The sequence below is a fragment of the Stenotrophomonas sp. ESTM1D_MKCIP4_1 genome (assembly GCF_003086895.1).
Classification (GTDB): Bacteria; Pseudomonadota; Gammaproteobacteria; order Xanthomonadales; family Xanthomonadaceae; genus Stenotrophomonas.
Window position 1 is genome coordinate 3,479,014 of the sequence record NZ_CP026004.1, and the last position, 12,352, is coordinate 3,491,365.

11 protein-coding genes are annotated in these 12,352 nt (G+C 68.6%); all 11 read right to left on the bottom strand.

Going from position 1 to position 12,352, the window contains the following annotated elements; all coding sequences use genetic code 11:
* Positions 1 to 41: 41 nt before the first annotated feature.
* The 11 genes from C1924_RS15875 to C1924_RS15925 all read right to left on the bottom strand — a co-directional run bounded on the left by C1924_RS15875 (position 42) and on the right by C1924_RS15925 (position 12,305).
* Positions 42 to 1,736 carry a BatD family protein gene (locus C1924_RS15875; protein WP_108766164.1) on the bottom strand — a complete coding sequence of 565 codons (1,695 nt, stop codon included), beginning with the start codon at positions 1,734 to 1,736 and terminating at the stop codon, positions 42 to 44.
* Positions 1,733 to 3,559: a VWA domain-containing protein gene (locus tag C1924_RS15880; protein WP_254051155.1), complete on the bottom strand. Its 1,827-nt coding sequence runs from the start codon at positions 3,557 to 3,559 to the stop codon at positions 1,733 to 1,735. The genes C1924_RS15875 and C1924_RS15880 overlap by 4 nt, the downstream gene beginning before the upstream one ends.
* Positions 3,556 to 4,560: a VWA domain-containing protein gene (locus tag C1924_RS15885; protein ID WP_108766166.1), complete on the bottom strand. Its 1,005-nt coding sequence runs from the start codon at positions 4,558 to 4,560 to the stop codon at positions 3,556 to 3,558. Before C1924_RS15885 ends, C1924_RS15880 begins: the two co-directional genes overlap by 4 nt.
* On the bottom strand, positions 4,557 to 5,006 hold the full coding sequence (locus tag C1924_RS15890) for a DUF4381 family protein (RefSeq protein WP_108766167.1): 450 nt from the start codon (positions 5,004 to 5,006) through the stop codon (positions 4,557 to 4,559). Before C1924_RS15890 ends, C1924_RS15885 begins: the two co-directional genes overlap by 4 nt.
* On the bottom strand, positions 5,003 to 5,932 hold the full coding sequence (locus tag C1924_RS15895) for a DUF58 domain-containing protein (protein WP_108766168.1): 930 nt from the start codon (positions 5,930 to 5,932) through the stop codon (positions 5,003 to 5,005). Before C1924_RS15895 ends, C1924_RS15890 begins: the two co-directional genes overlap by 4 nt.
* 8 nt (positions 5,933 to 5,940) lie before the next feature.
* Positions 5,941 to 6,957, bottom strand: coding sequence for a MoxR family ATPase (locus tag C1924_RS15900; protein WP_108766169.1), 1,017 nt, complete (start codon positions 6,955 to 6,957; stop codon positions 5,941 to 5,943).
* A gap of 233 nt (positions 6,958 to 7,190) precedes the next feature.
* The gene (locus C1924_RS15905; RefSeq protein ID WP_108766170.1) at positions 7,191 to 9,167 is read right to left on the bottom strand and encodes a type IV pilus secretin PilQ family protein; all 1,977 of its coding nucleotides are present in this window, start codon (positions 9,165 to 9,167) and stop codon (positions 7,191 to 7,193) included.
* A 21-nt stretch (positions 9,168 to 9,188) separates the two neighbouring features.
* Positions 9,189 to 9,725, bottom strand: a complete 537-nt coding sequence (locus C1924_RS15910) for a pilus assembly protein PilP (protein ID WP_174208967.1) — start codon at positions 9,723 to 9,725, stop codon at positions 9,189 to 9,191.
* A complete protein-coding gene (pilO, locus tag C1924_RS15915; protein WP_108766171.1) occupies positions 9,722 to 10,375 on the bottom strand; it encodes a type 4a pilus biogenesis protein PilO in 654 nt (217 codons plus the stop codon). The genes C1924_RS15910 and pilO overlap by 4 nt, the downstream gene beginning before the upstream one ends.
* A complete protein-coding gene (locus tag C1924_RS15920) occupies positions 10,372 to 11,247 on the bottom strand; it encodes a PilN domain-containing protein (protein ID WP_108766172.1) in 876 nt (291 codons plus the stop codon). Before C1924_RS15920 ends, pilO begins: the two co-directional genes overlap by 4 nt.
* Positions 11,247 to 12,305, bottom strand: coding sequence for a pilus assembly protein PilM (locus C1924_RS15925; RefSeq protein WP_108766173.1), 1,059 nt, complete (start codon positions 12,303 to 12,305; stop codon positions 11,247 to 11,249). Before C1924_RS15925 ends, C1924_RS15920 begins: the two co-directional genes overlap by 1 nt.
* Positions 12,306 to 12,352: the final 47 nt, after the last annotated feature.

Below are 12,352 nucleotides of genomic sequence, written 5' to 3' on the forward strand. Positions count from 1 at the left end.
AAAATGAATCTACTCTAACAAAGCGCGCAAGCCGCGCCGGTTCAGGGTCGCTGCGTGGGATACAGCGGTGCCAGGCCAGTGTCGGCGGTGCGCTGCGGTGCCAACCAGTGCGGTCCGTCACGGAAGCTCTCGCGCAGGCGCGCACGCAGCGCGGACACCTCGCCCTGCCCGCCCCAGCGCGCGGCCTGCAGGTCCAGCAATACCTGGCGCTGCACAGGATCGGCCAAGCGTTCGATGACCTGCTCCAGCCGATCAACCCCGACCATCGCACACAGTTGGGCCTGCACCTGGTCGAAGCCCTCGCCATCCAGCGCGCGGCGCAGTTCGGCCACGCTGCCACGCGCTGTGCCGCCGCTGCTGGCAGCAGCAGGCGTGAGCGGCGCGGCCGGCGACGTGCGACGGCCACGGCGCCACCCCCAGGCCAGGGTCAGCAGCCACAGCACGGCCAGGCCAACGGCGGCCGCGATCCACGGCCACGGGCGTGCGTCGGCCACACCGGCCGGCACCGCGGTTAGTGCGTCCGGCGGCGCTGCATCGCCGGGCAGAGCGGCCTGGGTGTCGATGGGCTGGGCGGCCGCAGTGCCGCCCCGCCCGGCAGCCACCGCCAGGCGCAGGTCCGGCAACGTGGCCTGCTGGGCGCTGCCATCGTCGACATTCCACCAGGTCACTCTGGGCCCCGGCACCACCAGCGTGCCGGCCTGGCGCGGCACGATCGAATAGCGCCGGGTGATCTTCAGGCGTGGCGTGCTGCCGCTGAAGGTCTCATCGTACTGGGCCGGTTCGGCGAACACCTGGCCGGCATCGCCCAGGTCGGGCACCGGCAGATCGGTGAACTGGGCACGGGTGGCTCCCGTGGCCAGCGCTTCGACCACCACCGTGGCCGCTTCGCCGGCATGCGCACTGTCGGGCGCGCTGGTGTAGCGCAGCTGCAGGCCGTGCAGCGGCAACCACGGCTGCGGCGCCTGCGCCGGCTGCGCGCGCACCTGCAGCGTGCGTTCGGGGGCGACGGCATTCATGCGCCCATCGCCAGCGGCGCCAAAGAAATCATCGAAGAAGCCACCGGCAGTACGCCCAGTGAAGCGCGCACCAGGCAGGCGCAGCGGCCCGCTGCGTTCGGGAATCAGCAGGAAGCGCCGCTCCACCACGTTGTAGCGACGGCCGTTGATCTGCCGCACATCGGTGCGGTCCTCGCCCACCCGCTGCAGCGAGGCACCCTGGGGCGTATCCAGCACCAGTTCGCCGGAAGCGAGCTGCGAGGCGAAGTACAGCCGCACCACCACGCCCACGCTCTGCTGCACGTAGGGATGCGCATCATCCACTTCGGTTTCGACGAAGGCGGCGGCGTTGCTCTGTGCGGTGGCCACCGTGCCAGTGCCCACCTGCAGCTGCAGCGGCTCGGTACGCTGGCTGCCGACCTGCAGCGAGGGCACCAGCAGGGTGCCGCTGCGGCGCGGGGTGAGGGTCACCGTGTAGACATTGCGCTGCTGCATGGCGCCATTGCTCCACTGCACCTGGCGGTTGCTGCTCTGCGCGCCCAGTACGAAATCCGCCTGCAACGGCGTGTAGTCCGGGCTGCCCTGGTCGGTTTCCACCTGCAGCGTGACCGGCTCGCCCAGCGTGGTGCGGGTGGGCTGCAGCCACGCGCGGGTCTGCGCCAGCGCGGCCGATGGCAGCCCGATCAGCAGCATCGCCAACAGCACCAGCCCCTGAAGTGTCCCCCGCGACGCGCCGATCATCGTCCTTCCCTTTTTCTACGTTCGTTTTCCAGCTGGAACTTGGTCCGCAGCAGCGAGCCCGGGTCATCGGGCACGCGCCGCATCCATGCCTCCACGGCCTGCTGTTCCTCGCGCTGCTGCGGCGTGCGCCCATCGCCGCGCACGGCGGGCTTGCCCTGTTCGCCCGGTTTCGATTGCTGCATGGCCTGCTGCATGCGCTGGCGCTGCTCGGCATCGGCCTTGGCCTGCGCCTGCGCGTCGGCCGCCTGCGGTCCGGCATCCTGGCTGTTCTTTTCGCCGGGCGTGCCCTGCTGCGGTGGCTGCTGGCCCTGCTTGCCCGGCGGCGGCCCGGACTTCGGATCCTGCTGCCCGGGACTGCCCTGCTGGCCCTGCTGCTGGCCCTGCTGCTGGCCCTGCTGCTGGCCCTGCTGCGGCGGCTGCTGGCCCTGCCCCTTGTCCGGGTTGGAGCGGTTGTTCTGGTCCTTGTTCGACGGCGGCTTGCGCTTGCGCGCGGCATCCACCACCGCGCGGTTGGCCACCGCGTCGGCCATGCCCGGATGCTTGGCCAGTGCGCGGTCGTAGGCGGCGATGGCGCCGTCGTAGTCCCCCTGTCGCGCCAGCGCGTTGCCGAGGTTGTACAGACCGGCGTCGCTGTCGATGCCCTCGAAGCGTGCACGCGCGGTATCGAAGTCGCCGTTGCGGTAGGCCTGAACGCCTTCGGCAATGCGTTGGTGCTCGCGCTGGTCGGCACGCTGCCACAGCGTGCCGGCGGCCTTCGTCGGCGTATCCCGCGGTTGCGCCTGCAGGTTGCCGGCCAGCGGCAACAGGCCCAACGCCAGCACGGCAGCCAGCACCGCGCGGCGGCGGAACGCCAACAGCGCCAGCAGCATCAGCGGCGGCAGCAGCCAGTAGCCTTCGTCCTGCCACTGCGCGCCCTGCCCCGTGCCCGGCCGTGCGCTGCCATCACGGGCATCAAGCACATCCAGCGCAGACAGGTCGCGGTCATCGGCGGCGATGCGCGCGTACTGGCCACCACCGGCGGTGGCCACTGTGCGCAGACCGCCTTCGTCCAGTGCGGCCTGTGCGATCTGGCCACTGCCATCGCGGTAGGCCGCCCCCGTTGGCGTGCCCAGCCCCAGCACCGACACCTGCAGGCCAAGACTGCGCGCCTGCGTTGCAGCGAGTGCAGCGGCGGCGTCGGCCTGGTCGGTGATGAGCAGGATGCGCCCGCGCAGCGTGCCGGTCTGGCGCAGCAGCTGGGTGGCCCAGTCGACGCCGCGGTCGGCATGCTGGCCGTCGCGCGGCATCACATCCGGTGCCAGTGCGTCCAGATACAGGGCCACGTTGGCCGTGTCATCGGTCAGTGGCGCGACCGTATACGCGTCATCGGCGTACACCACCAACGCCACCTGGCCGCCCTGGCGTGCACGCAGCAAGGCGCCGATCTTCGCCCGCGCCTGCAGCAGGCGCGAAGGCGGCAGATCGGTGGCCGTGATGCGGCTGGACAGATCCAGGACCACCACCAGCGGCGTGCCGGCCTGGTACATCGGCTGCGCCTGCTGGCGCCAGCTCGGGCCGGCAAGGGCCAGTGCCGCCAGCGTCCAGCCCAGCAGGATGGTCCAGGACAGGCGCACACGGCGGCGACCACCGGCCGCCAGCAGGTGCGACAGCAGATGCGGGTCGACCGCCTGCCGCCAGGCGTCGCTGCGCCGTTGGCGGTAGAGCGTGGCAGCGATGATCAGCGGCAGCGCGAGCAGCGCCCACAGCCACTCCGGCCGCAGGAAATGCAGTGCGCTCCACTGCGGGAGGATGCCTTCCAGGCGCTGCAGAATCGTGGCGATCATCGACGTCGCTCCGGCCACAACCATGCCAGCGCGCCCAACAGCACGGCCAGGGCCAGCGGCCAGGCATAGCATTCGTTGCGCGGGCGCAGGCTCGGGCCCTTTGCCGCGATCGGTTCCAGCTGGTCCAGTTCGGCGTAGATGCCGGCCAGCTGATCGGTATCGCGGGCGCGGAAGAAACGGCCGCCGGTCATCTCGGCGATTTTACGCAGGGTGGCTTCATCCACCGGGTCGCGGTCACTGGCGATGGGAATGCCGAACAGACGCATGCTGCCGTCGCTGCCAAAGGCCACGGTATGCACGCGCACGCCTTCGGCACGGGCCAGTTCGGCTGCACGCAGCGGTTCCAGCACGCCGGCATTGCTGACGCCGTCGGTCAGCAGAATCAGCACGCGCTGGCCTTCGGGCTGGCTGCGCAATCGCTTGACCGCCAGCGCGATGGCATCGCCGATGGCGGTTTCGCGTCCAGCCAGGCCGACCACGCTGTCACGCAGCTGGTCGCGTACGCTGGCCAGGTCGGCGGTGATCGGCGTGAGCGTGTAGGCGCGATCACCGAACACCAGCAGGCCCACTCGGTCGCCCGCGCGGCGGTCGAGGAAGTCGGCCAGCACGGCCTTGGCCGCGGTCAGCCGTTCCACCGCCTGCGAACCCAGCACCATGTCCGGCTCGCTCATGCTGCCCGACACATCCATCGCCAGCATCATCTGCCGGCCCTGCTGCGGCGGGGTGATCGCCTCACCCAGCTGCTGTGGCCGCGCCATTGCTACGCACAGCGCGGCCCAGGCCAGCCACAGAATCACCGTGCGCAGCCACGATGCATCCACCCGCCCGCCGCCGGCCAGTGCCTGCAGCTCGGCAGCGGCGTACGGCACGCGCAGGGCGGCGCCGGGCTCGGCACGACGTCGCCAGAAATACATCAGCAGCGGCACGGGCAGCGCCAGCAGCGCAAGAGGCCAGGCCAGCTGCAGATCCGGCCAGGGCCAGTAACTTGCCAGCAGGCTCATCGGCGGCGCTCCTGCAGCAGTTGCAGGTAGCGTTCGCGTGCCCAGCGGCGCACATCGGCCACCTCGTCCGCCGCCACCTGCGGCCGGTAGGCGCCTTCAGCCAGCAGGCGTCGCTGCGGCTCAGCCAGGTTTTCCTTCGGGTCGATACGCTGCCACCACGCGTGGTCGTACAGTGCCTCGCTGCCCGGCTGGGCCAGGCGGGCGGCGCGACGCAGCAGCCCGGCGATGGCCGCCAGTTCGGCCGCTGCACCCGGCGCCGCGTGCAGCTCGTCGTCGAACTGCTGCAGCCAGCGCTGGCGCCGTCGACGCCGCCGCTGGATGAAGAAGACAACGATGCCCAGCACCAGCAGCAGCGCGGCAGACAGCATCAACCATCCCGGTGCGGGCGGCCACCACGAGGGCGCGGGCGGCAGCGCGACATCGCGCAGTGGCAGGGCCGCGCTCATGCCGGCACCTCGGTCGGCGCGGGGGCAAGCCAGGCATCGCTGGGCGCATCGGTGGAAAGGAGCTGCACGTCGACCCGGCGTGCGGCCAGCTGCTGGCGCATCGCCTGCAGCGGTTCGACGAAGTGCGCGCGCCAGTGTGCCTGCACTTCGCTGCGGCGCAGGTCCAGGCCGATACGCTGCTGTGCCGCCAGGAACTGCAGTGGCGCCGAGGGCGGCTGCAGTTCCAGCGGATCAACCAGCAGCAGCAGGCTCAGGTCGTGGTGCTGGGCCAGTGCACTCCAGCGTGCCGGCGCAATGCGCAGGGCCTGCTGGGGGTCGGCCAGCACCAGCATGCGCGCCCCGGGGCGCAGCACGCGGCCGGCGTGGTCCAGGGCGCGTTCCAGCCCAAGATCATCGGCGGGCGGCTGTGCATACCAGCGGGTCAGTGCATCGAGCACGCGCAGCACGCCACGCGGTCCGCCGGCCGGTGCAACCGGGGCTTCGCGGTCACTGCCACGCAGGGCACCGATACGATCGCCACGCCGCTGTGCGGACCATGCGGCTACCGCACCCGCGCGCGCGGCCTGCACGGATTTGAAGCGTACACGCGTGCCGAAGTAAAGCGCAGGCGATGTGTCCGCCACGATCAGGCTGACCCGCTCGCGTTCGGCCTGGAAGAGCTTGGTGTGGGCGCGACCAGTGCGCGCGGTCACCCGCCAGTCGATGTGCCGCGCATCATCGCCGGGCACATATTCGCGTGATTCGGCGTATTCCATGCCGCGCCCCCGCATCGGTGAAGGCGCCTGCCCGGCATTGCCCACGCGGCCACGGCGCGGCGGCGGTGGCCGCTGGGCCAACCGGCGCAGGGCCACCAGCTCCGCCAGCTGCGGGCGCAGGCCATCGCCTTCAACCACGCTGGCAGGCTGTGGTACGGATGGAGGGGACATGCGCAGGCTCAGGGGGCCGGCACGCGGGCCAGCAGTTCCTGCACCAGGCGCTCGCCATCCCAGCCTTCCGCGGTGGCTTCGTAGCTGGGCAGCACGCGGTGGCGCAGCACGTCGGCAGCCACGGCACGCACGTCGTCCGGGGTCACGAAGTCACGACCGGCCAGCCACGCACGCGCGCGTGCACAGCGTTCCAGTGCGATGGAACCACGCGGGCTTGCGCCCCAGGCGATGCGTCGACCGAGGCTGGCGTCGTAGCGCGACGGATCGCGCGAGGCCAGCACCAGCTCGATCAGGTAGCGCTCCAGGGCCGGCGCCATGTGCAGGTCCAGCACTTCGCGGCGGGCATCGAACACCACCTGCATCGGCAGCTTGTCCGGCGCGGGCGCGGCTTCGCCGAGGGCGCCACGGGCGCGCTCACGCGCCAGGCGCAGGATCTCCGATTCGGCGGCCTGGTCGGGGTAGCCGATGCGCACGTGCATCAGGAAGCGGTCCAGCTGTGCTTCGGGCAACGGGAACGTGCCCTCCTGCTCTATCGGGTTCTGCGTGGCCATCACCAGGAACAGCGACGGCAGCGCATAGGTATGGCGGCCCACCGTGACCTGGCGTTCGCCCATCGCTTCCAGCAGCGCGGACTGCACCTTGGCCGGGGCACGGTTGATTTCGTCGGCCAGCAGGATCGGATGGAAGATCGGGCCCGGTACGAACTCGAAACGCCCTTCCTGCGGGCGCCAGATCTCGGTGCCGGTCAGATCGGCCGGCAGCAGGTCCGGGGTGAACTGGACACGAGCGAAATCCGATTCGAGGCGGGAGGCCAGCGCGCGGATGGCGGTGGTCTTGGCCAGACCGGGGGCGCCTTCGACCAGCAGGTGGCCATCCGCCAGCAGGGCGATCAGCAGGCGCTCCACCAGCGCGGCCTGGCCGACGATCTCGGCCGAGAGCGCATCGCGCAGACCGGTGAAGGCCGCATGCAGCGCGGAGGTAGTGGTCGGGGAGGCGGATTCGGGCATCGGCGGTGGCAGGTTCATGGGGGCCTTTGACCGGCGCGGAGCGGCACGGGTTCCCGCCATCATCGCAGGCCGGTCCGGGGATGGCATCAAAGGTGGCTGAACAGCATCCACGCATGGCGTGGATCTACTGGGGTCTGTGGCGTGGATCTACTGGGGTCTGTGGCGTGGATCTACTGGGGTCTGTGGCGTGGATCCACAACGAGAAAGGGCCGCACGTGGCGGCCCCTCCCGTACATCCGGTGGTGGCAGGCTCAGCTCTTCTTGGCCACGCGCAGCACCTTCGGGGTCACGAACACCAGCAGTTCGGCCTTGTCCTTGTTGCGGCCACGCTTCTTGAACAGATTGCCCAGGAACGGGACATCGCCCAGGAACGGCACCTTGCTGACGCTGCTGCGGTCGGTGAACTCGTACACGCCACCGATCACCACGGTCTGGCCGTCTTCCACCAGCACGGCGGTGTTGACCTCGCGACGGTTGATTTCCGGAATTTCGCCGTAGCCAGCCAGGGTGATGTAGCGCTGCACTTCGTCTTTCTTGACCGCCATGTTCAGGAACACGCGGTTGTCGTCGGTGATGGTCGGGGTGACCTTCAGTTCCAGAACCACTTCCTTGAACTGCACGTTCGGGGTCTGCGCACCACCACCAGCACCGCCGCCGCTGATGGTCACGTAGCCGATTTCCTTACCCTGCTTGATGAGGGCCTCGCGCTGGTTGGTGGTCACCACGCGCGGGTTGGAGATCACTTCGCCGCGCGACTCTTCCTGCATGGCCGACAGTTCGACGTCCAGCAGGTAGCCCGCGTTGAGAATGGACAGCGCCAGCGAACCCGGATTGCTGGTGGAGGCCACCGGCAGTTCCCAGTTCAGGCCACGGGAAATGGTCGGAGAGATCGGAATCGGCGCCGGGCCGACGCTGCCACCGGCAATCCACTCGCGCACGGCATTTGCGTTGGTGTTGGCGGTATCCACCTGCGACTGGCGGGTTGCCGCCGTCGAAGCCAGGTTGCCACCGAAGTACACGTTGTCGCGGCTGCCGCTGATGCCGAACTTGGCACCCAGCTCACGGGCAAACGTGTCGGTAGCGATGACGATGCGGCTTTCGATCAGCACCTGGTCGACCGGGCGATCGATCACGTTGATCAGCTCGCGCATGCGCGCGATCTTCTTCGGGATGTCGCTGATCATCAGGGTGTTGGTGCGCTCGTCGGCGACGATGCGGCCGCGCGCGGAGAGGAAACCACTTTCCTCCTGGCTGGCGCTGCCGTTGCCACCGGAACCACCACCGCCCGAGCCACCACCGATGCCCTTGGCTTCGGTCAGTGCTTTGAAGATCTGCGAGGCGCTGTGGTAGTTGATCTGCACGTAATCGGTCACCAGATCCTCGCGGTTCTCGATGGCGATGCGTGCGTCTTCCTTTTCCTGTTCGAACTTGGCCAGTTCAGCCTGCGGCGCGACCCAGATCACGCTGCCGTCCTGGCGCTTGTCCATGCCCTTGGCGCGCAGCACGATGTCCAGTGCCTGGTCCCACGGCACGTTGACCAGGCGCAGGGTCACATTGCCCTGCACCGAATCGGACGCGACGACATTCAGGTTGGACTCTTCGGCGATCAACTGCAGCACGGTGCGCACCGGCACGTCCTGGAAGTTGAAGGTCACCGGCTTGCCACTGTAGCCACGCTGCGGCACGCCCTTGGCGGCCTGGGTGACGCTGCCAGCGGTGACCGCGCCGACCGCAGCCGGCGCCTTGCGCGCGCTGATTTCGACCACGTACTCGTTGCCGCTCTGGTAGGCCAGCGATTCAACCGCACCGCCGGTGCTCAGCACCAGCTGGGTGCCCGCGCCGGACGGCTTGGCGTCGATGCGCTGCACCGGCGTGGCGAAGTCGGTGACGTTCAGCGGCTTCTGCAGGTTGGCCGGCAGGCGGGCGTTGCCCACGTCGACCACCACGCTGTTGTCCTGCGTGCGCAGGTCAGGGATTGCGCCCTGGCCGTCGAACTGGACGATCAGGCGGCCGCTGCCGTCATCGCCGCGTTTGAAATCGATCCGCTGCACCGACAGCGACGCCGGCGCGGTGGCCTGCGGTGCGACGGCGGTGCTGGCCGGCTTTTCGGCCGGTGCGGCAGCCAGCGCCGGAGCGCAGGCCAGCATCAGCGCGACTCCCAGCGCGCTGATGCGGTTCAAGGTAGAGCGCCGGATGGGTCGCAGCCCCTTGGCTTGGTGAAAAGTCATCGTGCTATCCCCAGTAAACGATCATTGATCATCGAGCGCGAGCGTGGCCGGACGTTCCAGCCAGCCCCCCGCACCGTCCGGCACAAGTTCGATCAGCTCCACGCGGTCTTCGTAGACCGCGGTGACCCGCCCGTCGCTCTGCCCAAGGTACCCGCCCGGGCGCACCCGGTAGGTCACCTTGTCCGGCCCCATCACCAGCGCGACCGTGCTGCCGCCTGTACCGATGGTGCCCACCATGTCCAACGCATCCAGCGGGAAGCCTTCAAGCGGCTCCTTGCGCCGGTTCGGGTCCGGACGGGTTCCCCCAGCCCCCTGCTGCGGATTGGCCCAGGCATCAGTGAACGGATCGCGCATGCCCTGCGCGGAGTACTCGAAGGTCTCGAACTGCTGCATCACCGGCAGCGGTTCGAGCGGCTGCGCCGGTCGCGCGCGCTCGCTTTCAACCCATTTTTCCAGATTGGGGGCGTCGCCCGGCGTGCTGGTGATGCCGCGGCCGCAGCCGGCCAGCAACAACACCGCCATCGCCATGCCACCCCGTGCAATGAAGGAACGGATCACTTCTGTGCCTCCTTGCCGGGTTCAACCTGCTGTTCGGCGATCTCCGACTCATCCAGGTAACGGTAGGTCTTGACCGTACCGGACAGCTCCAGTGCACCGGCACGGATGCTGCCCCCGGTCTTGTCGGCCGGCTTCAGGTTGATGTCGTGCATGGTCAGGATGACCACGCGCGGCAACGAGGCCACGCCACTGACGAACGCGCCGAACTGGTGGTAGCTGCCCACCATCTTCAGCTTGATCGGCTTCTCGGCGTAGAACTCCTTGATCTGTTCCTGTTCCGGCTCGAACAGCTGGTTGGTCAGGCCGCTGGACAGCGCGGTCTGCGAGATGTCGATGATCAGATCGGGCATCTCGGTCTTGCTGGGCAGCTGCCGCAGCATCTGCTGCAGTACCTGCTCCATCTGCGCCAGCTGCTGCTTGAGCGGTTCCAGGTTCACCGCACGCGCCTGTTCGGTGCTGAACTGCTGGCGCAGCGTGGCTTCCTGCGATTCCAGGCCCTCCAGTTCCTCGCGCTTGCCGCTGATCAGCAGCATGTACGCAACGAACATGATGACCAGGGCGATCAGCGTGCAGAACACGATCTTCGCGTTCCGCGGCCAGTTGCCGATGTCGTTGAAATCCAGGCTCTTGAGGTCGACTTTCTTGCTCATGCGCGGTCCCCCTGCAGCGGGGCATGGAAGGCCTGCGGCGGTTGTGCCAGTCGGCTCCCTTCAGTCTTGGGCGCAGCCGGCGGATTGGCCGCTGGAGCAGGCGGGGTTGCCGGAGGCGTTGCGGGTGCGGCAGCGGGTGCCGGGGTCGCGCCGGCCGGGGCAGGTGCCTGGCCCGGTGCCGGTGCCGACGCGTCCGCGCCAGCCGCCAACGGAGCCACGGCAGGTGCCGCAGCGCCGGGCGCACTCACGCTGCCATCGGGGTTCAGGCCGGGCGTGGTCGTCTCGTCGCTCTGCGCCGGCAGCTTCACCGTCACCTTGAACACGTACGGCAGCGCCTTGATGTCGGCCACAGGGCCGCCCGGGTGGATGTCCTTGTCCTTCTCCGGCGTGCTGGCTTCGATGATCGACAGTTCCGGGTTGGTCATCCAGCCGGACACGTCCAGGTTGCGCATGTACGCCGAAACGCGTGCGTTGGACTGGGTGCGGCCTTCCAGGGTGAGCATGTCACCGTCCTGCTGCAGCGAGGTGAGCACCACGCCATCGGGGATGGTGCGGACCAGCGCGTCGAACAGATGGACCATCTGCGAACGCTTGGCCTGCAGCTGTTCGATCACCGCCTTGCGGGCCAGCAGACGGCTCTTCTGCTCGTCGAGGCGCTTGATCTCCTCGTTCTGCTTCTGGACCTTCTCGATCTCGGCCTGCAGGTAAGCGTTGCGGTCCTGCTGCCCGCTGACCTGCATGTCGTAGTAGAACCAGATCAACAGCGACAGCAGCAGGCCACCGAGCGCGGCCATGCCCAGCATGACGCCGAACTCACGCTGGCGCTGCTTGCGCCGCTCGGCGCGCCAGGGCAATAGATTGATGCGTGCCATCAGTCGAAGCTCCTCAGTGCCAGACCGGTAGCGATCATCAGCGCGGGGGCATCCTGGGCAAGCGCCTGCGCCTGCACCTTCGGCCCCAGGGTCATCTGTGCCAGCGGGTTGGCCACCACGGTGGGCACGCCCAGCTGCTCTTCGACCATCTCCGGCAGACCGGCCAGGGCGGCACACCCGCCGGCCAGCACGATGTGGTCGACCCGGTTGAATTCACTGCCCGCGTAGAAGAACTGCAGCAGACGGCTGATCTGCTGGACCGTTGCTTCCTTGAACGGCTCAAGCACTTCCACTTCGTAGCTTTCCGGCAGGCCGCCCTGGCGCTTGGCCAGGCCGGCTTCTTCGTAGCTCAGGCCGTAACGGCGCATGATCTCGTCGGTCAGCTGCTTGCCACCGAACACCTGTTCGCGGCTGTACAGGCTGCGGCCGCCGCGCAGGACATTGAGGGTGGTCATGGTGGCGCCGATGTCGACCAGGGCCACCACGCCGTCGTGGGACACCGGCAGCTCGCTGGCCACCAGGGCGAAGGCGTTCTCGACCGCAAAGGCCTCCACGTCCATCACCTTGGCCTGCAGGCCGCCCAGCTCCAGCGCCGACTGGCGCAGCTCGACGTTCTCGGAGCGCGAGGCCGCCAGCAGCACCTGGACCATTTCCGGGTTGTTCGGGATCGCCCCGATCACCTCGAAGTCCAGGTTCACTTCCTCGATCGGGTACGGAATGTAGTTGACCGCTTCCAGCTCGATCTGGGCTTCCATGTCGCTTTCGTCGAGGTCGGCCGGCATCGGGATCACCTTGGTGATCACCGCCGAACCAGCCACGGCGGCCGCGGCCAGCTTGGCCTTGCTGCCGGAACGGTTCATCGCCCGGCGGATGGCCTCACCCACGGCCTCCACTTCGACGATGTTCTTTTCAACCACAGCATTCGGCGGCAATGGTTCCACGGCGTAGTGTTCCACGCGAAAACGATTGCCGCTGCGGGAAAGCTGCAACAGCTTCACCGCAGTCGAACTGATGTCGACGCCAATGAGCGGCGACTGACTTTTTGGGATGAGCCCCACGGTTTCTCCCCTGCCGACGGGCACTTGGACGCAAGATCTGCGTCCGC

Bases quoted from the DNA above. Each gene is read 5' to 3' on its own strand.
- C1924_RS15875 (WP_108766164.1), bottom strand. From the start codon at position 1,736: ATGATCGGCGCGTCGCGGGGGACACTTCAGGGGCTGGTGCTGTTGGCG.
- C1924_RS15880 (WP_254051155.1), bottom strand. From the start codon at position 3,559: ATGATCGCCACGATTCTGCAGCGCCTGGAAGGCATCCTCCCGCAGTGG.
- C1924_RS15885 (WP_108766166.1), bottom strand. From the start codon at position 4,560: ATGAGCCTGCTGGCAAGTTACTGGCCCTGGCCGGATCTGCAGCTGGCC.
- C1924_RS15890 (WP_108766167.1), bottom strand. From the start codon at position 5,006: ATGAGCGCGGCCCTGCCACTGCGCGATGTCGCGCTGCCGCCCGCGCCC.
- C1924_RS15895 (WP_108766168.1), bottom strand. From the start codon at position 5,932: ATGTCCCCTCCATCCGTACCACAGCCTGCCAGCGTGGTTGAAGGCGAT.
- C1924_RS15900 (WP_108766169.1), bottom strand. From the start codon at position 6,957: ATGAACCTGCCACCGCCGATGCCCGAATCCGCCTCCCCGACCACTACC.
- C1924_RS15905 (WP_108766170.1), bottom strand. From the start codon at position 9,167: ATGACTTTTCACCAAGCCAAGGGGCTGCGACCCATCCGGCGCTCTACC.
- pilO (WP_108766171.1), bottom strand. From the start codon at position 10,375: ATGAGCAAGAAAGTCGACCTCAAGAGCCTGGATTTCAACGACATCGGC.
- C1924_RS15920 (WP_108766172.1), bottom strand. From the start codon at position 11,247: ATGGCACGCATCAATCTATTGCCCTGGCGCGCCGAGCGGCGCAAGCAG.